The 22,438-nt window shown below is 61.3% G+C and carries 22 protein-coding genes; 12 read left to right on the top strand and 10 right to left on the bottom strand.

The genetic code is table 11. The features are described 5' to 3' along the window. Positions 1-91: 91 nt before the first annotated feature. The gene (locus GGD53_RS31105; protein WP_184460539.1) at positions 92-1,753 is read right to left on the bottom strand and encodes an alpha-amylase family protein; all 1,662 of its coding nucleotides are present in this window, start codon (positions 1,751-1,753) and stop codon (positions 92-94) included. Positions 1,754-1,951: 198 nt separating this feature from the next. Between GGD53_RS31105 and GGD53_RS31100 the strand changes: the two genes are divergently transcribed. After that, positions 1,952-2,233, top strand: a complete 282-nt coding sequence (locus GGD53_RS31100; protein ID WP_246717925.1) for a hypothetical protein — start codon at positions 1,952-1,954, stop codon at positions 2,231-2,233. A gap of 66 nt (positions 2,234-2,299) precedes the next feature. Here the strand turns inward: GGD53_RS31100 and tyrS are convergent, their stop codons facing one another. After that, positions 2,300-3,556 carry a tyrosine--tRNA ligase gene (gene tyrS, locus GGD53_RS31095; RefSeq protein ID WP_184460537.1) on the bottom strand — a complete coding sequence of 419 codons (1,257 nt, stop codon included), beginning with the start codon at positions 3,554-3,556 and terminating at the stop codon, positions 2,300-2,302. 131 nt (positions 3,557-3,687) lie between these two features. On the opposite strand from tyrS, the gene GGD53_RS31090 reads away from it, so the two are divergent. Both GGD53_RS31090 and GGD53_RS31085 read left to right on the top strand, forming a co-directional pair. Beyond that, a complete protein-coding gene (locus GGD53_RS31090) occupies positions 3,688-4,800 on the top strand; it encodes an anhydro-N-acetylmuramic acid kinase (RefSeq protein ID WP_184460536.1) in 1,113 nt (370 codons plus the stop codon). Then, positions 4,797-5,333: a GNAT family N-acetyltransferase gene (locus GGD53_RS31085; RefSeq protein ID WP_184460535.1), complete on the top strand. Its 537-nt coding sequence runs from the start codon at positions 4,797-4,799 to the stop codon at positions 5,331-5,333. The genes GGD53_RS31090 and GGD53_RS31085 overlap by 4 nt, the downstream gene beginning before the upstream one ends. Positions 5,334-5,516: 183 nt before the next feature. Here GGD53_RS31085 and GGD53_RS31080 read toward each other — a convergent pair whose 3' ends face one another. The 5 genes from GGD53_RS31080 to GGD53_RS31060 all read right to left on the bottom strand — a co-directional run bounded on the left by GGD53_RS31080 (position 5,517) and on the right by GGD53_RS31060 (position 10,410). Further along, entirely contained in the window at positions 5,517-6,698 is a 1,182-nt protein-coding gene (locus GGD53_RS31080; protein WP_184460534.1) for a M20 aminoacylase family protein, read from the bottom strand. Between the two features lie 76 nt (positions 6,699-6,774). Continuing rightward, entirely contained in the window at positions 6,775-7,554 is a 780-nt protein-coding gene (locus GGD53_RS31075; protein WP_184460533.1) for an amino acid ABC transporter ATP-binding protein, read from the bottom strand. Further along, complete coding sequence (locus GGD53_RS31070) at positions 7,551-8,507, bottom strand: amino acid ABC transporter permease (protein WP_184460532.1); 957 nt, start codon at positions 8,505-8,507, stop codon at positions 7,551-7,553. Before GGD53_RS31070 ends, GGD53_RS31075 begins: the two co-directional genes overlap by 4 nt. Beyond that, on the bottom strand, positions 8,504-9,394 hold the full coding sequence (locus GGD53_RS31065) for an ABC transporter substrate-binding protein (RefSeq protein ID WP_184460531.1): 891 nt from the start codon (positions 9,392-9,394) through the stop codon (positions 8,504-8,506). Before GGD53_RS31065 ends, GGD53_RS31070 begins: the two co-directional genes overlap by 4 nt. Before the next feature lie 35 nt (positions 9,395-9,429). Further along, entirely contained in the window at positions 9,430-10,410 is a 981-nt protein-coding gene (locus GGD53_RS31060; RefSeq protein ID WP_184460530.1) for a nitrate ABC transporter substrate-binding protein, read from the bottom strand. Positions 10,411-10,512: 102 nt separating this feature from the next. On the opposite strand from GGD53_RS31060, the gene GGD53_RS31055 reads away from it, so the two are divergent. Beyond that, positions 10,513-11,838, top strand: coding sequence for a PLP-dependent aminotransferase family protein (locus GGD53_RS31055; protein ID WP_184460529.1), 1,326 nt, complete (start codon positions 10,513-10,515; stop codon positions 11,836-11,838). Positions 11,839-12,141: 303 nt separating this feature from the next. Here the strand turns inward: GGD53_RS31055 and GGD53_RS31045 are convergent, their stop codons facing one another. Continuing rightward, positions 12,142-12,819, bottom strand: coding sequence for an alpha/beta hydrolase (locus GGD53_RS31045; protein WP_011425515.1), 678 nt, complete (start codon positions 12,817-12,819; stop codon positions 12,142-12,144). Between the two features lie 217 nt (positions 12,820-13,036). Here GGD53_RS31045 and GGD53_RS31040 point away from each other — a divergent pair, with 217 nt between their 5' ends. From GGD53_RS31040 to sufA, 8 genes are all read left to right on the top strand, one after another. Continuing rightward, positions 13,037-14,203, top strand: coding sequence for a cysteine desulfurase family protein (locus GGD53_RS31040; RefSeq protein ID WP_184460528.1), 1,167 nt, complete (start codon positions 13,037-13,039; stop codon positions 14,201-14,203). A gap of 144 nt (positions 14,204-14,347) precedes the next feature. Continuing rightward, entirely contained in the window at positions 14,348-15,817 is a 1,470-nt protein-coding gene (gene sufB, locus GGD53_RS31035) for a Fe-S cluster assembly protein SufB (protein WP_064802824.1), read from the top strand. Between the two features lies 1 nt (position 15,818). After that, the gene (locus GGD53_RS31030; RefSeq protein ID WP_246717924.1) at positions 15,819-16,022 is read left to right on the top strand and encodes a hypothetical protein; all 204 of its coding nucleotides are present in this window, start codon (positions 15,819-15,821) and stop codon (positions 16,020-16,022) included. A 120-nt stretch (positions 16,023-16,142) separates the two neighbouring features. Next, positions 16,143-16,901 (top strand): Fe-S cluster assembly ATPase SufC, encoded by a 759-nt coding sequence (sufC, locus tag GGD53_RS31025; protein WP_183700321.1) that lies wholly within the window; start codon positions 16,143-16,145, stop codon positions 16,899-16,901. A 24-nt stretch (positions 16,902-16,925) separates the two neighbouring features. Next, entirely contained in the window at positions 16,926-18,200 is a 1,275-nt protein-coding gene (gene sufD / locus GGD53_RS31020) for a Fe-S cluster assembly protein SufD (protein WP_184460527.1), read from the top strand. 13 nt (positions 18,201-18,213) lie between these two features. Then, positions 18,214-19,455, top strand: coding sequence for a cysteine desulfurase (locus GGD53_RS31015; RefSeq protein WP_184460526.1), 1,242 nt, complete (start codon positions 18,214-18,216; stop codon positions 19,453-19,455). Between the two features lie 12 nt (positions 19,456-19,467). Then, positions 19,468-19,848, top strand: coding sequence for an SUF system Fe-S cluster assembly protein (locus tag GGD53_RS31010; protein ID WP_064705069.1), 381 nt, complete (start codon positions 19,468-19,470; stop codon positions 19,846-19,848). Positions 19,849-19,960: 112 nt separating this feature from the next. Further along, a complete protein-coding gene (gene sufA / locus GGD53_RS31005) occupies positions 19,961-20,353 on the top strand; it encodes a Fe-S cluster assembly scaffold SufA (RefSeq protein ID WP_003586280.1) in 393 nt (130 codons plus the stop codon). 56 nt (positions 20,354-20,409) lie between these two features. Here the strand turns inward: sufA and GGD53_RS31000 are convergent, their stop codons facing one another. Further along, a complete protein-coding gene (locus GGD53_RS31000; RefSeq protein WP_184460525.1) occupies positions 20,410-20,715 on the bottom strand; it encodes a flagellar basal body rod protein FlgC in 306 nt (101 codons plus the stop codon). Positions 20,716-20,868: 153 nt separating this feature from the next. Beyond that, positions 20,869-21,909, bottom strand: a complete 1,041-nt coding sequence (locus tag GGD53_RS30995) for a GH25 family lysozyme (protein ID WP_184460524.1) — start codon at positions 21,907-21,909, stop codon at positions 20,869-20,871. Positions 21,910-22,438 lie beyond the last annotated feature (529 nt).

Below are 22,438 nucleotides of genomic sequence, written 5' to 3'. Positions count from 1 at the left end.
ACAATTGGCACAGGCCTCACGGAAGCCTAAATTCAAAACCACCAATCAGCAGACTCGCTCTTACCCAGGACAACCTGTTGAGGCTCCACATCTAGATGTCTTTCCGCCTGAGGAGATAGTCGAGGCCGCCGACCCGATACCAGCGGTAGCCATAGGCATCGAGCATGACCGTATGGCGCCCTTTGTCGTCTGCTTCGCTACTTGCCCCATCGGCAATATCGATCAGCAATCGCCCGAGTTCACCAACATCAGGATCGAAGGTCACTTCCGTCGGATGCGGATGCAGGTTGTGCAGGATCAGCACCGAATTGCCGCGCCAGTCATAACGCAGCGCCAGTACGCCGTCGTCACCTGTGTCGACCACTGAGAAATCGCCCCAGCCGATCTCGGGAGCCTCCTTGCGCATCCGGATCATCCGCTCGGTCCAGTTCAAGAGCGAATTCGGGTCGCGCCGCTGGACGGCGACATTGATATGTTCGAAGCCGTAGGGGCCGTCCTTGATAACAGGCGAAACGGGCTTTGCGCTTTTGGTGAAACCGCCTTCCGGTTCCGTCGACCATTGCATCGGGGTGCGCGCGCAGTTGCGCTCCGGCAGGCACAAATCATCGCCCATTCCGATTTCATCGCCGTAGCGGATGACCGGCGTTCCGGGCAGCGAGAACAGCAGGCTGTATGCCAACTCGATCCTGCGACGGTCGCCCCCGAGCATGGGCGCCAGGCGCCGGCGAATGCCCCTGTCATAAAGCTGCATGCCCTTCTCTGGTCCAAACGCGGCGAATACTGCGTCGCGCTGCTTATCCGTCAGGCGACCGAGATCGAGTTCATCGTGGTTGCGAAGAAACAGCCCCCATTGCGCCGTCGCCGGGCGCGGCTTCGTCGCCTCCATCGCCTTCTTCAGAGGCCGCGTGTCGGCCGTGGCGAGAGCATAAAACAGCGTCTGATTGACCTGGAAATTGAACATCATCTGCATGCGGTCGCCATCGTCGCCGAAATATTCGAAATTGTCCTTCGGCAGGATATTGGCCTCCGCTAGCACGATGGAATCTCCCAGGCGCCATTGCAGGAATTCGCGAAATTTCCTCAGCATGTCGAACTGCTCGACCGGCTTGGTGACCGCGGCGCCCTTGGTGGCGATGATGAAGGGGGCGGCGTCCATGCGGAAGCCCGAGACGCCGAGCTGGATCCAGAAGCCCATGATCTTGAGGATCTCCGCCTGCACCTCGGGATTGGACGTGTTGAGATCGGGCTGATGGTCGTAGAAGCGGTGGAAATAATAGGCCTTGGTTTTTTCGTCATAGGTCCAGGTCGTCTTCTGGACGCCCGGGAAGACCATGCCATGATTTGCGTTTGCAGGCTTTTTGTCTGACCAGACGTACCAATCGCGATAGCGTGAATGCGGATCGCTCCTGGCGTCTTCGAACCAGGGATGATCCTTCGAGGTGTGATTGATCACCAGATCGATCAACACCCGGATGCCCCGCTGTTTGGCGCCATGGGTGAACTCGACGAAATCGCCGAGCGAGCCATAGCGCGGGTCGACATTATAGTAATCGGAGACGTCGTAGCCATCGTCGCGACCGGGCGAAGTCTGGAACGGCATGAGCCAGATTGCCGTCACGCCGAGGCCGGAGAGATAGTCGAGACGGCGCATCAGGCCCTGAAAATCACCGACGCCGTCGCCGTTCGCATCCATGAAGGTCTCGACGGACAGGCAGTAGATGACGGCGTTCTTATACCAGAGGTCGTTGATCATGCCGGCGCTCCAAATGCATCTGGTCGCAAATTCCGTCGGGCGGAAAAGGTTCCGGGATGGCGATATCGTGGCGCGGCCAGTTGGATAATTCCGACCTATAGCGACAGGCTGGTCATTGATACTTTGATTATTTTAGAGAATTCTGATGTAGTGTTGGCGCCAGCTGCGGCAGCGGCCGGCGCAATGTCGGAGGATGCCATGCAGTGCGCCTGGACAGTCTCTTTCCTATCGGCGACCATGATGGCCGTGACAGTTGGCGAGGCTTCGGATTCTGCAGAAAAGGGCGGACGGCTGAAAGCGCTGAAGAGCATCCCCTTCGAGCATGTCCTGCTGGTTCCCCTCGACGCAAAGATGACGCCGCCGATCTTCTCGATCGTCTGGTGGTCGCGCGTGCGACCCGCTTCGGAGGTCAATCCGCCCGCACCTTTCCTTCGAGAGACGAAACAAGACGAAGCGGAATACCGATCGCGGGCCGACTGATCCCGCGCCAAAGGAAAAGCCGGCGCGGTGGGCGCCGGCTTCAAGATCCATTCAGTTTGGAGCCACCTAGGCCGCGCGGCGGATCAGGATGTGCTTCTTCTTGCCGAGCGAGAGCTTGATCACGCCGTCGGCGGTGATTTCGCCGCTGCCGATCAGGCGGCGTTCGTCGCTGACAGCCTCGTCATTGATGCGCACTGCGCCGCCCTGGACGTGGCGACGGGCCTCGCCGTTGGAGCCGGCCAAGCCGGCGCGGACCATCAGCGAGAGCAGGCCGATGCCGCCGTCAAGTTCGGTGGCCGGGATTTCGACCGAAGGCAGGTTTTCCGCAACACGACCTTCCTCGAAGGTGGTGCGGGCCGTTTCGGCGGATGCTTCGGCCGCCTCACGACCGTGGACGATCGCGGTCGCTTCGGTGGCGAGAATCTTCTTCGCCTCGTTGATTTCGGCGCCGCCGAGGGCCTCGAGCCTGGCGATCTCGGCAAGCGGCAGGCGGGTGAAGATCTTCAGGAACCGGCCGACATCGGCATCCTCGGTGTTGCGCCAGTACTGCCAGAAATCATAGGGGCTGAAGACGTCCTCGTTCAGCCAGACGGCGCCGGAGGCGGTCTTGCCCATCTTGGCGCCCGAGCTCGTCGTCAAAAGCGGCGTCGTCAGCGCGTAGAGCTGCTGCGTGCCCATGCGGTGGCCGAGATCGACGCCGTTGATGATGTTGCCCCACTGATCCGACCCACCCATCTGCAGGCGGCAGCCGTAGCGGCGGCTGAGCTCGACGAAGTCGTAGCCCTGCATGATCATGTAGTTGAATTCGAGGAAGGAAAGCGACTGCTCGCGATCGAGCCGCAGCTTGACGCTGTCGAAGGAGAGCATGCGGTTGACCGAGAAATGCCGGCCGACGTCGCGCAGGAATTCGACGTAGTTGAGCTTCATCAGCCAGTCGGCATTGTTGACCATGAAGGCATCGGTCGGACCGTCCCCGAAGCGCAGGATGCGCGAGAAGATCTTTTTGATGCCTTCGATGTTGGTGGAGATCGCCTCCGGCGTCAGAAGCTTGCGCTGCTCGTCACGGAAGGAGGGGTCGCCGACCATCGAGGTGCCGCCGCCCATCAGCGCGATCGGCCGATGGCCGGTCTCCTGCAGCCAGTGGAGCATGGTGGCGGAGATCAAATTGCCGATGTGCAGGCTCGTCGCCGTTGCGTCGTAGCCGACATAAGCCGTCACGACCTCCTTCGCGAACAGGTCGTCGAGGCCGCTTTCATCGGAAACCTGATGAATGAAGCCGCGCTCTTTCAGCGTGCGGAGGAAATCGGACTTGAACTCGGACATGGCTTTCGTCTCTTCGTGCCTGCGCTGCGCCCACGAGGCTTCACGCAACTTCGTTGTTGTTGATCTGTCGCGGCGCGTTTAGCACTGTTTTTACAAAAGTGCATCCGGGAATCGCATGGGAGGCAAGCCTCATGGATGTGGTCAGAACCGCGATCGGCCTGATGAGCGGCACGTCGATGGACGGAATCGATGTCGCGCTGATCAGGACCGACGGCCGCGGCTTCATTGAGCGCGGGCCGTTCCTGGGCATGCCCTATGAGGCCGATTTTCGCCGACGGCTCAAACGGGCGCTGGAACTGGCGCGGCCGCTCCGCGACAGGACCGAACGGCCGGCGGAACTTCGCGAGATCGAGCTCGAACTGACCCTGCGGCATGCAACTGCCGTCAGGGCATTCCTCGAGCGTTTCGGGCTCGCTGCCAATGGCGTCGACGTTCTCGGTTTCCATGGCCAGACGGTGCTTCACCGGTCGGACGAAGGATTGACGGTTCAGATCGGCGACGGACGAGAGCTTGCACGGAGAACCGGCATACCCGTGGTCTACGACATGCGCGCCAACGACATGGTGCATGGCGGGCAGGGCGCGCCGCTGGTGCCGGCCTATCACGCGGCACTGGCGGGAAAATTCCAGCAGGCGGGAGAGGCGGTATGCTTCGTCAACATCGGCGGCATCTCCAACCTCACCTATATCGGCGCCGACGGCAGGATTGCGGCCTTCGACAGCGGCCCGGGCAATACGCTGATCGACCAATGGATAGAGATGCAGACCGGCAGAACCTATGATCCCGGCGGCGAGATCGGCGGGCGCGGCAGGATCGTCCCCGCCCTGGCGGAACGGTATCTGGACAGCCCATTCTTCCGCGGCAATGTCCGCCGTTCGCTCGACCGCGGCGATTTCGCGCCGCTTCGGCCTGATGAGGCGAGCCTCGAAGACGGTGCCCGGACGCTTGCGCATGTCGCCGCCGCATCGATCGTCAAATCCGCCGGATTCCTGCCCGAACGTCCCTCGGCCTATATCGTCTGCGGCGGCGGACGGCTGAACGGCACCTTGATGGCCGAGCTCTCGGCGATGGCCGGGGGATCGAGCGTGTTGAGCGCCGAGGCTGCGGGCTTCGACGGCGATGCGATGGAGGCCGAGGCCTGGGCCTACCTCGCTGTCCGCTCGCTGGACGGGCTGCCGCTCACATTTCCCGGCACGACGGGCGTTGCCGCTCCCGTCAGCGGCGGCGTGCTGGCAACGCCATGACAAGCGAAAGGCTGATATTGAAGACGCCGAGGCTGCGTTTTGTCATGTGGGGCGAAGGCGATGCCGCCCTGCTGCGGCAACTGCACTCGACCCTGGCGACGACACGATATCTTCCCGGCAATGCTCCCTGGAGTCTTGATGAGGCCGAGCAGCGGTTGCACGGCTGGTTCGCGGAGCAGGCGCGCGACGGCACGACCAAATATAAGCTTCTCGCCGCGGATGTCAGTTTCATCGGTCGCGCCGGCATTTCGCGATTTGGGAGCGATGAATTCGAACTGGGCTATTCTCTGCGCGAGGAGGCGTGGGGCAAAGGCCTGGCAACCGAGGCAGCGAGCGCGCTGGCCGGCTGGTTCTTCGCAAGAAAGTTCGCGTCGGGTCTCATCGCCTTCACGCATCCCGAAAACATTGCTTCGCAGCGAGTCCTCAGGAAAATCGGCATGCGTGAACGCGCGCCGATCCTGATCGATGGAATGCTTGACACGGCTTTCGAGTTGACTGCCGGCATGCGGTCGGGAAGGCCAGGCGCATCGTGACGATGACGGTAGGCAGACGCCGGCGCTATAGGGCCCGTCCATTTTAATCGAGGTCATATCCGGCTGCCGCGAAGTAGTTGGCGCATTCCTGTGGCTAGCAGAGTTTGAGGATCTCGCCGACACGGGCTTTGCGGGCTCCGTGGTCGCCCGTCAAGCCGATGCAATGGGCTCTCAAAAGGTCGCCTATTCGTCGAGGTAGCGTTCAGCCAACCGCGCCCACATAGCAGCACCTGCCGCCAGACTTTCGTCCGCGAAGTCATATTTGGCGCTATGCAGGATCGCCGAGTTGACGCCATTACCGAGACGCAGAAAGGCGCCGGGCTTGTGCGCGAGGAAATGCGAGAAGTCTTCACTGCCCGGGATGAGAGCGCAGGTTGTCACCTTGTCGGCGCCGACCAGTTCCTCGGCAACCTTCCAGGCAAACTCAGTCTCGGCCTCGGAATTCACGACGACCGGATGGCCATGGACGTAGTCGATCTCCGCCTCAGCGCCGAAGCCATCGGCAACGGATTTGGTGAGCTTGCGGATGCGTGCTTCCAGAAGCTTGCGCACCTCAGGATCGAACGAGCGCACGGTCATCAAGAGCTTGGCATTCTCGGGAATGACGTTCGAAGCCTCGCCGCTATGGATCGCGCCCACGGTCACCACGGCTGTCTGAGTCGGATCGATATTGCGCGACACCACTGTCTGCAGCGTGACCACCAGGTGACAGGCAACGACGACGGGATCAATCGTCAAATGAGGGCGCGAGGCATGGCCGCCCTTGCCCGTTATCGTTATCTCGGCCGTATCGGCGGCGGCCATCAGCGGGCCGGAGCGCATCAGGAAGGTTCCTTCAGGTGCACCGGGATGATTGTGAAGGCCGTAGATCACGTCGAAGGGGAAGCGCTCGAACAGGCCGTCGGAAATCATAGCCGGGGCGCCGCTGACTGCACCTGCCTCTTCGGCCGGCTGGAAGATCAGCGTCACAGTGCCGTTGAAGCGGCGGGTCCGAGCAAGATATTCGCCGGCGCCGAGAAGAATAGTGGTGTGGCCGTCATGGCCGCAAGCATGCATCTTGCCGGAGATCTTGCTCGCATGCTCGAGACCGGTCTGTTCCGTGATCGGCAGCGCGTCCATGTCGGCACGGATCGCAATGCTCTTCTTGCCGCTGCCTGCGGTCATCCGGGCGACGACACCATGGCCGCCGACGCCGCGCGTCACCTCGTAGCCCCAGGCTTCCAGCTTTTCGGCGACGAAACGTGCGGTCTCGGCCTCTTCGAAGGAAAGCTCGGGATTGGCGTGCAGGTGGCGGCGGATTGCGGTCAGCTCTGCCTTGGCAGGCTCGAAATCCGAGAGGCTGGCATAGTCGTTCGTCAGGGGCATGGCGGTTCCGGTCTTGCATGGGGCCGCCGCTGCTGTCGCGGCAGGCGGCCAAAGGGGAGTGAAGGGCAGTGCCACGCTAGATGAAGCGCGACAGGAAGCTGCGGGTGCGCAGGTGCTGCGGATTCACGAGGACGTCCTCTGGCTTGCCCTGCTCGACGACCTTCCCGCCGTCCATGAAGACGACGCGGTCGGCCGCTTCGCGGGCAAAGCCGATCTCGTGGGTAACGACGATCATCGTCAGGCCCTGGTTGGCAAGATCGCGCATCGTCGCCAGCACTTCGCCGACGAGTTCGGGGTCGAGTGCCGAGGTCGGCTCGTCGAAGAGCATCAGCTTCGGCTTGATGGCGAGCGCACGGGCGATCGCTACCCGCTGCTGCTGGCCGCCGGAGAGCTGGCGGGGATAGTTATCCGCCTTGGCCGACAGGCCGACGCGTTCGAGCAGACGCCTGGCATTTTCCGTTGCATCCTTGCGGCTTTCGCCGTGGATGCCCACGGGGGCCTCGATGATGTTCTGCAGCGAGGTCATATGCGGGTAGAGATTGAACTGCTGGAACACCATGCCGATTTTCCGGCGTTGGAGAGCGACGGCGTGGTTCGAGAGCTGTACCAGCTTGCCCTTGCGGAAGCTGTAGCCGATCTGCTCGCCATCCACCTCGATCGATCCCTGATTGATCGTCTCGAGGCGATTGATACAGCGCAGGAAGGTGGACTTGCCGGAACCCGATGGTCCGAGGATGACGACGACTTCGCCCGGGGCGACGTCGAGATCTATGCCCCTCAACACTTCGAGCTGATCGAAGGACTTGTGCACGTTGCGGGCACGCACGAGCGGTTCGATGGTCGCGATCGCGTTCATTGGCTTGCCTCCTGTGTGGCAGCAAGTGCCGGCGTCGGCACGGCGGCCTCCTTCGCGGCCTTGAGGGTGCCGGTGCGGCGGTCACCACGGCTGTAGTAGCGCTCGATATAGCTCTGGCCGATATTCAGCACCGAGGTGATGAGTAGGTACCAGACGACGGCGACGAGCAGCATCGGGATGACTTCGAAGGTGCGGTTGTAGATCGACTGCACCGAGTAGAGCAGGTCGGCCATGGCGATGACGCTGACGAGCGATGTCGCCTTGATCATGCTGATCAACTGGTTGCCCGTCGGCGGAACGATCGAGCGCATCGCCTGCGGGATGATGATGCGGCGCAACGCCCGTGCCCGGGTCATGCCGAATGCTTCGGCTGTCTCGAACTGGCCCTTGTCGACGGAGAGCAGACCGCCGCGGATGATCTCTGCCATATAGGCAGATTCATTCAGAGCAAGGCCGGCAATGGCGGCGGTCATCGGGCTGATGACGGAATTGGTATCCCAGCTGACGAAGGTTGGCCCGAAGAAGGGGATTCCGATCGAAAGCGTCGGGAAAAGGGTGGAGAGATTGTACCAGAAGATCAGCTGCACGAGCAGCGGCGTGCCGCGGAAGAACCAGATGAACAGCGAGGCGAGCGAACTCGCCAGATGGTCTTTCGACATGCGGGCGACGGCGAGCAGCAGGCCTAGGACGATCCCGATGATCATCGCCACGACGGTGAGGCCAAGCGATACATAGAGGCCGCTGATCACGACGGGATCGAAGAAATACTGGGCAACGACGGGCCAGCCGAAGTTCTCGTTTCCTGCAACCGACCAGGCGAAGTAGGCGGCAATCACCAGGACGACGACCCAGGCCGCGACACGGCCGGCGGGAAAGGGCTTGTGGGCGTGCGCGACATCCCTTGCTGCCGCATCGCCGGGCGGCGATGCGGTGTTCTTGATATCAGTGCTCATTTCGGCAACGTCCCGCCGAGATTGATGCCCGGCTCCTTGATCATGTTGTTCTCGAGGCCCCACTTCTTCATGATGGTCGCATAGGTGCCATTATCGATCAGAAGCTTGACGGCGTCATGCAGAACGGGACCAAGCGGCGAACCCTTGGGAACGACGGCGCCTTGGTAGAGTGATTCGAAGCCGTTCTTCTGGCCGACACCGGTCAGTTCCAGCTGGCCGTTGGCCTGCGACACGAAATAGGTAAGCGGCGCCTGGGAGGAGAAGAACGCATCCGAACGCTTCGAACGGACAGCGAGGATCGAGCTTGGCTGATCGGTGAAGGACTGAACCTCGATCGGATCCTTGCCATCGGTCTTGCACTTCTCGGCCTGGACCTGGATGACCTTCTCGGCTGAACCGCCGGCCATGACGGCGATGCGGTTGCCGCAGGCGCTGTCGAGCGAGGTGATCGTCTTGGGATTGCCCTTCTGCACGGCAAACACGACGAATTCCTGGACCCAGTCGACGAAGTCATTAGCCTCTTCGCGGCTCTTGAAGTCGCCGACGGGGCCAAAAGCGAACTGATAGCGGCCGGAATTGACACCGGCGAGCAGCGCCGGAAGGCCGCCGACCGTCTCATGCTCGATCTTGACGCCCAGAATCTGTCCGAGTGCGTCTGTCAGGTCGGCGCTGGCGCCGGTCATCTCCGTGCCGGTGACGATTTCATAGGGAGGGAAAGAGCCGTTGTTGACGGAAATCATCTTGCCGGCAGTACGGATCGCCTCCGGCAGCCTGGCCTTCAGCTCTTCGTTGACCGAGAGCTTCGGCAGGCTTGCGTCCTGGGCGAAGGCTGCTCCGGAGAGCATGACGCCGGCGAGCGCAAGAATTGTCATTTTCTTCAATTGCATGGTCATTCCCCTTTTTTGATTTGGCGTTTTCGGTGTCAGGCGGCTGCAGCGATCGGCTTGCCGTCGATATCGAGCTGAAATAGTTCTTCGGGCGTCATCAGCCGCGGCAGGATGCCCTGCGCGTGCAGTTCAACGGCGAAGTCTGCAATCATCTTTCTGTTGGCAGCGAACCCGCTTGCGTCCCAACCTTCAGGCAGTTCAACGGCGCATTTCAAAAGCTCGTCGAACATGAAGGGCGTCGTCTCGGCATATTTGCGGCGCTTCGAGAGCCACATGCGCTGCGATTCATCGATCAGGCGGCTGAGTTCCTGGATCACCCAGGGATGTTCAGCGGCAATACCGGACTTGATGCCGATCAGGTGCATACCGGGTACGTAGCCCACGTCGTCGAAATAGCGACGTTCGGCACCGCGGAAATCGGATAGCAGCTGGCGGAAGGGCGAGCCACCGGCGAAATAGCCGTCGGGCATGAAGGGCGTGAAGATCGCGTCGAGCCCACCTTCCTTCAAGAGTTCCACCATCGGCCGTTCGCCGGGTGCGGCTTCGATGCGGCCGGGGCGGCCGAAACCATCGAGGCGGTCGACTATCGGATGGGCCTCGGTCAGGCGGCCGGCATACCAAATAGCATCCTCGACCCCGACACCTTCGCGGCGGATCGCGGCGCGCGTCCAGGTATTGCCGGAGTCGCGCCAGCCGGTGACGCCAATGCGCTTGCCGGCAAGGTCGCCGACTTCACGAAGCTTGCTGTCCTTGGTGGTGACGATGCAGCGATGGCGGAAGCCGCGCATGATGAAGTTCGGAATACCAATGACGCTCTGGTCGCCATCGATGCGCAGCTGCGCGTAGCGGCTGAAAGACATTTCCGCGGCATCATAGTCCGCGCTCTTGCCGACATGCGAGATCAGTGTGCCGACACGATCGACCTTGATGTCGAGTTTCGGCGACGAGACGTCACCGAGAACCAGCGGCGTCATGTAGTCCCAGTCACGAAGGGCGAGGCGGAGTTTCAGGGGCATCGGAATTTCTCTTTTAAAAAGCTTGTTTTCGAAATGGGTAAATGTTCAATTCAGATTGATCAAATGTTATTACGTTATTGAACATTAAAAATGGCGCGAAAAATGAGCGATATACGGGACGCAAACTGGTTTGCTGAAAAACTGAAGGATTGTTCGATTCGCGGAATCGCGATCGAAACCAGCGCCTTGATCAGGGCTGGAGCACTGCCTGTGGGCACCAAATTGCCGGCGATCCGTGACCTCGCCTTTGCGCTGGGAGTCAGCCCGGCAACCATCTCGGAAGCCTGGAGCGAGCTGCGGCGGCAGAAAATCATCAGCGGTCGCGGCCGAAATGGCACGTGGGTGACCGGTGACCGGTTCATCGCCAAGCCGGAACGTCTGGCGAGCGTCGGTGATTACGGCGAGGGCGTTTTGGACTTGACGGTAGCGGTACCGGATGTCCGGCTGCTGCCGAAACTTGCCGAGGCGATGGCCTATGGCGCGAATGCCGAGAATGTAAACAGCTACCAGCGCAGCCGCATTCTCCCGGAGCTCGAAGAGGCGGTTAGGCGCTCATGGCCCTATCAGCCGGAAGCATTCCTCGCGACGAATGGCGGCTATAATGCGGTCTATACGCTGATCCATGCCTTGGTGACGCCGGGCGCTTCAGTCGCGATCGAAATGCCGACGGGCATGCGGCTTCTCGATATTCTCGAAGATCGCGGCGTCCGTATCCTGCCGGTCCAGTGCGATGGCGAGGGACCGGTGCCGACGTCGCTGGAGAATGCGATGAGCTACCGGCCGGCCGCCTTCATCTTCCAGCCGCGCATTCATTCCGTCACCGGTCAAAGCGTCAGTGCCGCGCGGATGGAAAAACTGGGCGTGATCCTCAAGGATCGCGATACGCTTGTTGTCGAGGATGACGGGGTGGCCGACATCTCGTCGGCGCCGCGCCACTCGCTCGGCGCACTCTATCCCGACCGTGTCATTCAGGTCCTGTCCTTCTCGAAGACGCATGGGCCGGACCTCCGGCTCGCCGTCTTGTCTGGTTCGCGGGCAATGATTGAGCAGATCCAGTCCTACCGCGCCTTCAGCGCCGGATGGACGAGCCGGATTCTGCAGTCGGCGGCGGCCTGGCTACTGCGCGATCCGGCGACCGACGAAACGCTCTTCCGGGCGCGCGACCTCTATGCCAAACGCCGTGCGGCACTGATCGACGCGCTCGCCGAGCGCGGCGTCGAGGCTGCCCATGGAGGAGGTCTTTGTGCCTGGATCCCAGTGTCCTCGGAACCGTTTGCGCTGGTCACGCTGGCGGCGAGGGGCATTGCCGTTCATCCCGGGGCGAAATTTTCGGTACTGCCGAGCAGCCATCTGCGCGTCGCAACGGCCAATCTGACCGATCGCTGTCAAGAAGTCGCCGACGGCATTGCGCTCGCCGCCGTGCAGTGATGGGCGTACATCGTGATGGGTGCAAATCGCCGTGTCGGCTCGGCCGTAGTGTCGACACTGCTGAATGCAGGCAATCCAGTCACGGCAGTTCTCCGCACTGGAGGCCGTCGAAATCCCGATCCCAACCGCGCCGCAACAGATCGCGCTGGCACTGCGCCTGCAGACGCCGCCAGAACACGACTGCGAAGATCATCGTTCAATGCACGTGCCACCACTACCTCCTGATCCGAAGGCGCAGGGAAACACGGCAAATAGCGGCTGTCATCTACATTCCGTTTCCGCGTTTAGCGGACGTGCTCTAGGTCAGCGGATCCGCTTGGCCGCCGGCTCGGGCACCAGCTCGCCATTGAGGCGGCGGTCGAGATAGTCCTCACATTCGCCCATCAGCGTCTCCACCTGACCATTGAAGAAGTGGTTGGCGTTGGCGACGGTGCGATGGGTGATGAGGATGCCTTTCTGGGTCTTCAGTTTTTCGACCAGACCGTTGACATCCTTTTCCGGCGCCACCTTGTCGGCCTCGCCGTTGATGATCAGGCCGGACGAGGGGCAGGGCGCCAGGAAGGAGAAGTCGTAGGTATTCGGCTGCGGGGCGATCGACATGAAGCCCTCGATCTCCGGCCGGCGCATCAGAAGCTGCATGCCGATCCAGGCGCCGAAGGAATAGCCGGCGACCCAGCAGGTCTTGGAATCGGGGTGCAGGCTCTGCACCCAGTCGAGCGCGGAGGCGGCATCCGACAGTTCGCCGGCGCCATGATCGAATTCGCCCTGGCTGCGGCCAATGCCCCGGAAATTGAAACGCAGCGTCGTGAACCCGCGCTTCTGGAACATGTAGAAGAGCTGGTACACGATCTGATTGTTCATCGTGCCGCCGAACTGCGGGTGCGGGTGCAGGATGAGCGCGATGGGCGCGCTTTTTTCCTTGGAGGGCTGGTAGCGGCCTTCAAGACGGCCGGCTGGGCCGTTGAAAATAACTTCGGGCATTGGTACTCCGGGTTTTATTTCGCGTTCGCGCTGCGTTGGACGACAACATGACTTGACTAACGTTGTCAGCTTTTCTAAAACGCAGTTTAGAACAATTCGAAACTTGCATGGCAATCCACGCGTCGTGGCACGTGTCATAAGGCAAGCCCGGCGGAAATTTCAAGAAAAATGCACCGCGGCCGCTGAAGCAAGCTCGTCAAGCGCAGGACTGAAGATCATGGCGCCGCCACGCCTTTATCTCGACTGGAACGCCACAGCGCCGCTGCACCCCGCAGCACGCGAGGCGATCATGCGCGCCATCGACATATTCGGCAATCCGAACAGCGTGCATGGGGAGGGGCGTGCCGCCCGCGCCGCCATCGAAGGCGCACGGCGCAAGGTGGCCACTCTTGCCGGCACCGATCCGGGCAACGTGATCTTCACCAGCGGCGCGACGGAAGCCGCCAATCTGGTGCTGACGCCGGATTTTCGTATGGGCCGCACGCCGCTTCAACTCGGACACCTCTATTTTTCCGCCGTCGAGCACCTGGCTGTACGTGAGGGAGGCCGATTCCCGAAGGACCGCACGACCGAGATTCCGGTGACGGACGCCGGTATCGTCGATCTGCAAGCGCTGGCCGCATTGCTCGATGCCCATGACACATCGACAGGCCTTCCGATGGTGGCGATCATGTTCGTCAACAACGAGACGGGCATCGTCCAGCCGGTCGAAGAAGCGGCCAAGATTGTGCGGGCGCACGGTGGTCTCTTTGTCGTCGACGCCGTGCAGGCGGCCGGTCGTCTGCCGATCGAAATCGAGCGCATCGGCGCGGATTTCATCATCGTCTCCTCTCATAAGATCGGTGGGCCCAAGGGGGCGGGTGCGCTGATCGCGCGTGGCGAGGCGCTGATGCCGAAGGCGCTGATCCGCGGCGGCGGGCAGGAGAAGGGTCACCGCTCGGGGACGCAGAATTCGCTGGCGCTGATCGGCTTCGGAGCTGCGGCGGAAACCGTACTGCAGGATCTTGAGGAACGGAACGCCGCGATTGCTGCGCTGCGCGACAGGCTGGAAGCCGGCATGCGCGCTGCCGCACCCGATGTCATCATTCACGGCGCCAGTGGTCTGCGGGTCGCCAACACGATTTTCTTCACGCTCCCTTGCCTGAAGGCGGAGACCGGGCAGATCGCTTTCGATCTTGAAGGCGTTGCCCTTTCGGCGGGCTCTGCCTGCTCGTCCGGCAAGGTCGGCGAAAGCCATGTGCTGACGGCGATGGGGCGCGACACCAAGCTCGGGGCGCTGCGCATCTCGCTCGGCTTTTCCACAACGGAAGAGGATATCGACAGGGCGATTGCCGCCTTCGCGAAGATCGCCTGCCGGCGCAGGTCGGCGGGCGAGGCGGCTTGACCGCATCATAAACTTGCGGAAACGCAAATTTCTGCTTGCCAATCGGGCTGAAAAGTCCCTTTTGGCCTCTTACATCAGGGCAAAGAGATTTGCCCTTGCGCTACAAGCTGCCGGACCTTGTATCCGGCGAGATTGGAGAATGAAATGGCTGCCGTGCAGGAAACGATCGACCAGGTCCGCCTGATCGATGTGGACCAGTACAAATACGGTTTCGAGACCGTCATCGAAATGGACAAGGCGCCGAAGGGCCTGTCCGAGGATATCATCCGTTTCATTTCGGCCAAGAAGCAGGAGCCGGAGTGGATGCTGGAATGGCGTCTCGAGGCCTATCGGCGGTGGCTGACGCTGGAAGAGCCAACCTGGGCGCGCGTCAACTATCCGAAGATCGATTTCAACGACATCCACTATTACGCCGCGCCGAAGAGCGCGCCGGGTCCGAAGTCGCTCGACGAGGTCGATCCGGAGCTCTTGAAAGTCTATGAGAAGCTTGGCATTCCGCTGCGTGAGCAGGAGATCCTGGCCGGCGTCGAGAAGCCGAAGATCGCCGTCGACGCCGTTTTCGACAGCGTGTCGGTCGTCACCACCTTCAAGGCGGAGCTGAAGAAGGCCGGCGTGATCTTCATGTCGATCTCGGAAGCCATTCGCGAGCATCCCGATCTCGTTCGCAAATATCTCGGCTCGGTCGTGCCGACCTCGGACAATTATTACGCGACGCTGAATTCGGCTGTCTTCACCGACGGCTCCTTCGTTTTCGTGCCGAAAGGTGTTCGCTGCCCGATGGAGCTTTCCACCTATTTCCGCATCAACGAGAAGGGCACCGGCCAGTTTGAGCGCACCCTGATCATCGCGGAAGAGGGCGCCTACGTCTCCTATCTCGAAGGCTGCACGGCGCCGCAGCGCGATGAAAACCAGCTGCATGCTGCCGTCGTCGAGCTCGTGGCGCTCGACGATGCCGAGATCAAATATTCCACCGTCCAGAACTGGTATCCGGGCGACAAGGAAGGCAAGGGCGGCATCTACAACTTCGTCACCAAGCGCGGCGATTGCCGCGGTCACCGCTCGAAAATCTCCTGGACGCAGGTCGAAACCGGCTCGGCGATCACCTGGAAATATCCTTCCTGCATCCTGCGCGGCGACGACAGCCGCGGCGAGTTCTATTCGATCGCCGTCTCCAACGGCCATCAGCAGATCGATAGCGGCACCAAGATGATCCATCTCGGCAAGAACACGTCGAGCCGCATCGTCTCCAAGGGTATCGCCGCCGGCGTTTCCAACAACACCTATCGCGGTCAGGTCTCGGCCCACCGCAAGGCGTCGAATGCGCGCAACTTCACCCAGTGCGATTCGCTGCTGATCGGCGACAAGTGCGGCGCCCATACCGTGCCCTACATCGAGGCCAAGAATTCGACGGCGCAGTTCGAGCACGAAGCGACGACCTCGAAGATCTCCGAGGATCAGCTGTTCTACTGCCTGCAGCGCGGTATCCCCACCGAAGCGGCGATCGCGCTGATCGTCAACGGCTTCGTCAAGGAAGTCCTGCAGGAACTGCCGATGGAATTTGCGGTCGAGGCGCAGAAGCTGATCAGCATCTCGCTGGAAGGCTCGGTCGGTTGATATGAACGAGACGGACAAAAAGCGTATTTTTGGACGTCTGGAGAATATGCGCGGGGAAATATTGGCGAAAATTCGCCCCCGCGAGCAAAGATACGAAACGGAAAAGCCGCCGGAGCAGCCTTACGTGTTTCTCCAGCAGCGCATGGAAAACCGGGGAAGATCATTGAAGGAATTCAGGAATTCCTCGAATGGCTTTGGCTCGTAACAGTCGCGGTTTTCCGTGTCATCCGTTTCATTTGGCGATAGCGCCGAGCACAACATGTCGATGCCCTTAGAAATTACGCGAGGCTCAGACGAGCTACGCAGAGGAACGCAGGAACGAAAAATGCTTGAAATCAGAAACCTTCATGCCCGCATCGCCGAAGACGGCACCGAGATCATCCGTGGCCTGAATCTTACGGTGAAGGCCGGCGAAGTGGCGGCGATCATGGGGCCTAACGGCTCCGGCAAGTCGACACTCTCCTACGTGCTGTCCGGCCGCGAAGACTATGAAGTGACCGAGGGCGACATCCTTTATAACGGCGAGAGCATTCTCGAACTCGATCCATCCGAGCGCGCCGCCAAGGGCATTTTCCTCGCCTTCCAGTATCCGGTCGAAATCCCGGGTGTCGCCACCATGCAGTTCCTGAAGGTGGCGATGAACGAGCAGCGCAAGGCGCGCGGCGAGGACGAACTGACGACGCCTGATTTCATGCGCCGCGTCAAGGAAGCTGCGGCCAAGCTGCAGATCAATACCGAAATGCTGAAGCGGCCGCTCAATGTCGGCTTCTCCGGCGGCGAGAAGAAGCGCGCCGAGATCCTGCAGATGGCGCTGCTCGAGCCGAAGCTCTGCGTGCTCGACGAAACCGATTCCGGCCTCGATATCGACGCGCTGAAGATCGTTGCCGACGGCGTCAATGCGTTGCGTTCGCCCGATCGCGCCGTCGTGGTCATCACCCATTACCAGCGCCTGCTCGACTATATCGTGCCTGACACCGTCCACGTCCTTTACAAGGGCCAGGTGGTCAAGTCCGGCGACAAGACCTTGGCGCATGAGCTGGAAGCCAACGGTTACGCCGACATCATCGGCGCAGCGGCGGCCTGAGTTCGGGTGGAAAGGACAACGTCCATGAACATGCAGACGACGAGCCGTCTCACCGCGGCCGAAACGGCGCTGATCGAGGCCTTCAACCAGCAGATCGGCGACCTGCCCGGCAATGGTGCAGTGACGGCGCTGCGTGACCGGCTTCTCGACGACCTGAAGAAGGCCGGCCTGCCGACGCGCCGCATCGAAGCCTGGCATTATACCGACCTCAAGAACCTGCTGCGCGCCGTACCGGCGCAATTGGGTGATGCCGGCTCCAACGCACTCGAGCCGGTCGTTGCCGGTTCCTCGGTGCTGGCGGTCATCCAGGGCCATGCCAATCAGAAGGCCGCCGTCGATGGTCTTGGCCTTTCGGCCTATTCCGAACGGCTGATCGACGGTTCCGCTGTCGAAAGGCTCGATGCGTTGGGCAGCGACGATGCGGTTGGTCGGATCAACGGCAGCTTCGTGCGCGACGGCTATGTGGTCGACGTGCCTGATGAAACCGAGCTTGAAAATCCGCTGGAAATCCAGTTCATCCATGCCGGCGGGCAGACGCATACGCGTCTTCCGGTTTCCTTCGGGGCCGGCGTCAAGGGAACCGTCATCGAGCGCCACCGTGCGGTGACGGGCGATGCTGCCTTCCTATCCCACGTCAGTGACATCACGGTCGGCGAGGGGACGGAGTTGACCTGGATCATCCTGCAGCAGCAGGGCGCCGATGACACGCATCTCGGTCAGATCCGCGTCGATCTCGGCGCTAGCGCCAAGCTTCGCCTGTTCGTCATCAACGCCGGCGGAAAGCTGGTGCGCCAGGAACTGAATATCAAGGTGACGGGCGAGGGCGCCGATCTGACGCTGCGCGGCATCAACCTGCTCGGGGCCGAGAGCCATACCGATGTGACGATGGTGCTCGGCCACGACGTCCCGCATACCGGTTCAACCGAAGTGATCCGCAACGTCGTCTTCGACCGCGCCAAGGGTGTCTTCCAGGGCATGATCCGGGTCGCACCCGATGCGCAGAAGACCGATGCCAAGATGGCCTGCAACACGCTCTTGATGTCCGACGACGCCGAGTTCTCGGTCAAGCCGGAGCTCGAGATCTTTGCCGACGACGTGCAATGCGGCCATGGCGCGACGGTCACCGATATCGATGCCAATCATCTCTATTACATGATGGCGCGCGGCATTCCGGAGAACAAGGCGCGGGCGATGCTCGTCAACGCCTTCGTCGCCGAGATCGTCGAGGAACTGGAAGACGAGGCCTTGGTCGAGGCGCTGGAAAGCGTGATTTCGGCCTGGCTCGAAAAGCACGCCTGATCGGATAAATGCCATGGACAAGATAGTGCCGGCCACTGAGTACGACGTCGAAGCCATCCGCCGGGATTTCCCGATCCTGGCGGAGAAGGTGCACGGCAAGCCGCTGGTTTATCTCGATAATGGCGCTTCGGCACAGAAGCCGCGGTCGGTGATCGACGCCATCTCGCATGCCTATGCGCATGAATATGCCAATGTGCATCGCGGCCTGCACTATCTCTCCAATGTCGCGACCGATGCCTATGAGGCAGCGCGCGAGAAGGTCCGTCGCTTCCTCAACGCGCCTGATGTCAACGACATCGTTTTCACCAAAAATTCGACGGAAGCGATCAACACTGTCGCCTATGGCTGGGGCATGCCGGAGATCGGCGAAGGCGACGAGATCGTCCTGACGATCATGGAGCACCATTCCAACATCGTGCCCTGGCACTTCATCCGCGAGCGTCACGGCGCCAAGCTGGTCTGGGTTCCGGTCGATGACGAAGGCGCCTTCCATATCGAGGATTTCGAGAAGAGCCTGACGGAGCGCACCAAGCTCGTCGCCATCACCCATATGTCGAATGCGCTCGGCACGATCGTTCCCGTCAAGGAGGTCTGCCGCATTGCCCATGAACGCGGCATCCCGGTGCTGATCGACGGCAGCCAGGGCGCCGTGCACCTGCCGGTCGACGTGCAGGACATTGATTGCGACTGGTATGTCATGACCGGCCACAAGCTCTACGGTCCATCCGGAATCGGCGTTCTCTATGGCAAGAAGGAGCGGCTCTCGCAGATGCGCCCCTTCCAGGGCGGCGGCGAGATGATCTTCGAAGTCGCCGAGGACGCGGTCACCTACAACGATCCGCCGCATCGCTTCGAAGCCGGCACGCCGCCGATCGTGCAGGCGATCGGGCTCGGTTATGCCCTCGACTATATGGAGAAGGTCGGGCGCGAGGCAATCGCCCGGCATGAGGCCGATCTTGCTGCTTACGCAGCCGAGCGCCTCAGATCGGTCAATTCGCTGCGAATGTTCGGGACGGCGCACGGCAAGGGCAGCATCTTCTCCTTCGAGCTCGCCGGCATCCATGCCCATGACGTCTCCATGGTGATCGACCGGCAGGGCATTGCCGTGCGGGCCGGCACGCATTGCGCCATGCCGCTCTTGAAACGCTTCGGCGTCACCTCCACATGCCGTGCATCGTTCGGCATGTATAATACCCGCGCCGAGGTCGATGCCCTGGCCGATGCGCTGGATTATGCGCGCAAGTTCTTTGCCTGAGGAGTGCCCGTGATGAGCCTGGACGAAAGCGAACAGAAGATCGACGTGCGCGAAGGCATCGTGCATTCCAGTATCCCGGCCGATGAACTGGCACGGCTCAGCGACGACGTCATCGCCGCGCTGAAGACCGTCTACGACCCGGAAATCCCCGCCGACATCTTCGAACTCGGTCTGGTCTACAAGATCGATATCGAGGACGACCGGATGGTGAAGATCATGATGACGCTGACCGCGCCCGGCTGCCCGGTCGCCGGCGAAATGCCGGGCTGGGTGGAGAATGCCGTTGGCGCCGTCGAAGGTGTGTCGGGCGTCGAGGTCGAAATGACCTTTGATCCGCCATGGACGCCGGACCGCATGTCCGAGGAGGCGCAGGTCGCCGTCGGCTGGTACTGAGTTGCGCTAGTACGCAGTACGGCGCGCGGTATTGATCCGTTTACCTCGGGCGACTACATTTGATTCACGAAGCACCGGATCTTGACCCCGGTTGTGGAAGGAGATGAAGCCGATGGGCTTTGCAGTGATGAGCATGACGGACGGGGCTGCAGCCCGCGTCAAGGCGATCGTCGAGAATTCCGGGCCGGAGGCCAAGGGTGTCCGCGTGGGCATCAAGAAGGGCGGCTGCGCCGGGATGGAATATACCATCGACCTGGTGACAGAGCCAAATGCCAAGGACGATCTGATCGAGCGCGACGGCGCCAGGGTCTGGGTCGAACCGTCAGCCGTGCTCTATCTTCTCGGCACCGAAATGGGTTTCGAGCAGACGACGCTGCGCTCAGGCTTCACCTTCACCAATCCCAACCAGACATCGGCCTGCGGCTGCGGTGAATCCGTCGAGCTGAAACCCGCCGATCTCGCGGCCCTTGCCGCACAGCGTCAGAGTGAGCCTGCGCATTCCTAAGCCGTTCACGCTGGCGAGAATTCTCAGCCGGCTAGCTCCCGGTGAAATACGGGCGCTCAGTCGCGCTTGATGCTCATCAGCATTTCCCACATACCAGCGCCGGTCTCGAAGACCACGGCGTTTGCCTTGTAGCTCTGTTCGGCTTCGATCAGGTCGGTCAGTTCTGTGGCGGGATCGACGTCCGAATCCGTCGGATTGACGCTCGCCTGGACGCCGCCTGGTTCGACGGAGGTGAAGCTGGTGCTCAGCTTGGCATAACCTAATGTGCTGCTGTTTGCGATATTGCTGGCAATCGCGCCGACCCGTGCCGTCTGTGCCCGCATTCCCGAAAGCGCCGTGCTCGTAATACCCGATATGCTCATCGCTGTTTCCCCAGGACTGGATGAAATTCTTGTACATGCAAGGGCTTAGGGAATGCTGAAGCCGTTGCGTTAGCAAAGACCTGCAGACGAGCGCGTTCTGCCGCTGCATCTGCTCCGAGTTGGCACAGAGCGGGATCTGGAGGCGTTCCTTCGCTACCGCGACGCCACCCAGTCGTGCCAATCGCTTTCGTTGCCGTTGAACACATTGAGGTCGATCTTGCCGTCGACGCCGTCGGAGAGGCCCGAGCCGGAATATTGCCAGAAGAGCCACTTCCTGCCGGGATAGACCTTGGACGGGTGAGCGGCGACCGAGCGCAGCCAGAAGGGATAATCGAGCATTTCACCCTTCAGATTGTCGCGATAGAAATCGGGCGCCGTGTAGATGATCGGGCGCTGGCCGTAATGACGCTCGAGCTTGTCCATGAAGACCTGCATCTTTTCCCGGACGCGGGCCGGGGAGATGCGGCGCTTGCAGCTCGACTCACCGTTCCACTCGACGTCGATGACGGGCGGAAGCGCGTTGGCTTCCTTCGGAACGTTGCGGATGAACCAGTCGGCCTGTTCGCCGGCTGTCCGGCACCAGTAGAAGAAGTGATAGGCACCGTGTTTCAGGCCGGCTTCCCTGGCGCGGCGCCAATTTTTCTTGAACATCGGATCGAGGTGATCGCCGCCATCCGTTGCCTTGATGTAGACGAAGTTGGCCCCCTGCTGGCGCAAAGTTTCCCAGTCGATCTCGCCCTGCCAGCGTGAGACGTCGACGCCATGCACGGCAAGCTTTCTCGGCGAAGTCCTGCCGAAATTGATCGGTTTGGCATCGCGGAAGCGGTGGCCGTAAATTCGCGAGCGCGTCGGTGATTTCGGGCCGGCATCCGGATCGATCCCCGGGTCAGCGGGCATAAGCATCGCCACCGGCCGTTCCGTCGGCATCGGCATGCCGACCGGCCTGTCTGCGGGCACGAGCGCCTGGGGCTCCGGAACCGACCCGGTCCAGCTCAACGCCTGCTGCGGCGCGCTGGCCTGCGGGGCAGCATCGCCTACGACCGCAGCCGGGATCGGGCCGCTTGGTTTGGTGATCGCATTGGTCGTTTCTGCCGACGGCACAGGGGTGAGCACATCTTCGGCGCCGGAGCTTGCGGCGCATCCCGACAGGATCAGGGTGGCGAGGAGGATTGCTGGCAAAGCCGATGGACGCATGAGAACCTGCACGCAAAACAAAGGTCGACGGCAACATTCCCTCTGGAGAAAAATCGCCATTTCGAATTGCTAACAGAGACTTGCTAAGAAAGGTTAAATTTGATCCTTGTGCCGCGAAAACGGGGAATGTCGTGTCGTTCAGGCCCCGCTTGACGGCCAAGGGACATATGCCGCAGCCTTGCGACTCCCTCTTCTCCCCATCGCAGCGGGGAGAAGGTAGCCCGAAGGGTCGGATGAGGGGGCCGAAAATGCCGGTCTTTCCTCACAATATTCATGCGGGCTTCGATCGCACTAATATGGTCTCGCCCATATATCGGACACTTCGCGGTGCGCGCGGGACAGGCGTGCCGCGTGGCCCCCTCATCCGCCTGCCGGCACCTTCTCCCCGATGATGCAGGGCTGTCCGGGGAAAGTTCTGGGTGAATCGAAATGCTGCAGGCGCATGCCCCGTCAGACGGAGGTTTTCCGTCTATTTTCTGGTTGTCGAGACTCAGAAAAAGGAACGGAGCATGCGCTTTACGCCTAGCAT

Source organism: Rhizobium aethiopicum, assembly GCF_014197535.1.
Classification (GTDB): domain Bacteria; phylum Pseudomonadota; class Alphaproteobacteria; order Rhizobiales; family Rhizobiaceae; genus Rhizobium; species Rhizobium aethiopicum_A.
Note: the sequence above shows the minus strand (reverse complement) of the source record. Positions and strands in the feature narration are given on the sequence as shown.

Excerpts from the sequence above, each read along its gene's own strand:
- GGD53_RS31000 (WP_184460525.1), bottom strand. The coding sequence starts at position 20,715 with ATGAGCATATCGGGTATTACGAGCACGGCGCTTTCGGGAATGCGGGCA.
- GGD53_RS31055 (WP_184460529.1), top strand. The coding sequence starts at position 10,513 with ATGAGCGATATACGGGACGCAAACTGGTTTGCTGAAAAACTGAAGGAT.
- sufB (WP_064802824.1), top strand. The coding sequence starts at position 14,348 with ATGGCTGCCGTGCAGGAAACGATCGACCAGGTCCGCCTGATCGATGTG.
- GGD53_RS31085 (WP_184460535.1), top strand. The coding sequence starts at position 4,797 with ATGACAAGCGAAAGGCTGATATTGAAGACGCCGAGGCTGCGTTTTGTC.
- GGD53_RS31030 (WP_246717924.1), top strand. The coding sequence starts at position 15,819 with ATGAACGAGACGGACAAAAAGCGTATTTTTGGACGTCTGGAGAATATG.
- tyrS (WP_184460537.1), bottom strand. The coding sequence starts at position 3,556 with ATGTCCGAGTTCAAGTCCGATTTCCTCCGCACGCTGAAAGAGCGCGGC.
- GGD53_RS31105 (WP_184460539.1), bottom strand. The coding sequence starts at position 1,753 with ATGATCAACGACCTCTGGTATAAGAACGCCGTCATCTACTGCCTGTCC.
- GGD53_RS31045 (WP_011425515.1), bottom strand. The coding sequence starts at position 12,819 with ATGCCCGAAGTTATTTTCAACGGCCCAGCCGGCCGTCTTGAAGGCCGC.
- GGD53_RS31040 (WP_184460528.1), top strand. The coding sequence starts at position 13,037 with ATGGCGCCGCCACGCCTTTATCTCGACTGGAACGCCACAGCGCCGCTG.
- GGD53_RS30995 (WP_184460524.1), bottom strand. The coding sequence starts at position 21,909 with ATGCGTCCATCGGCTTTGCCAGCAATCCTCCTCGCCACCCTGATCCTG.
- GGD53_RS31065 (WP_184460531.1), bottom strand. The coding sequence starts at position 9,394 with ATGCAATTGAAGAAAATGACAATTCTTGCGCTCGCCGGCGTCATGCTC.
- GGD53_RS31015 (WP_184460526.1), top strand. The coding sequence starts at position 18,214 with ATGGACAAGATAGTGCCGGCCACTGAGTACGACGTCGAAGCCATCCGC.
- GGD53_RS31080 (WP_184460534.1), bottom strand. The coding sequence starts at position 6,698 with ATGCCCCTGACGAACGACTATGCCAGCCTCTCGGATTTCGAGCCTGCC.
- GGD53_RS31090 (WP_184460536.1), top strand. The coding sequence starts at position 3,688 with ATGGATGTGGTCAGAACCGCGATCGGCCTGATGAGCGGCACGTCGATG.
- GGD53_RS31100 (WP_246717925.1), top strand. The coding sequence starts at position 1,952 with ATGCAGTGCGCCTGGACAGTCTCTTTCCTATCGGCGACCATGATGGCC.
- GGD53_RS31075 (WP_184460533.1), bottom strand. The coding sequence starts at position 7,554 with ATGAACGCGATCGCGACCATCGAACCGCTCGTGCGTGCCCGCAACGTG.
- sufA (WP_003586280.1), top strand. The coding sequence starts at position 19,961 with ATGGGCTTTGCAGTGATGAGCATGACGGACGGGGCTGCAGCCCGCGTC.
- GGD53_RS31060 (WP_184460530.1), bottom strand. The coding sequence starts at position 10,410 with ATGCCCCTGAAACTCCGCCTCGCCCTTCGTGACTGGGACTACATGACG.
- GGD53_RS31010 (WP_064705069.1), top strand. The coding sequence starts at position 19,468 with ATGAGCCTGGACGAAAGCGAACAGAAGATCGACGTGCGCGAAGGCATC.
- sufC (WP_183700321.1), top strand. The coding sequence starts at position 16,143 with ATGCTTGAAATCAGAAACCTTCATGCCCGCATCGCCGAAGACGGCACC.
- GGD53_RS31070 (WP_184460532.1), bottom strand. The coding sequence starts at position 8,507 with ATGAGCACTGATATCAAGAACACCGCATCGCCGCCCGGCGATGCGGCA.
- sufD (WP_184460527.1), top strand. The coding sequence starts at position 16,926 with ATGAACATGCAGACGACGAGCCGTCTCACCGCGGCCGAAACGGCGCTG.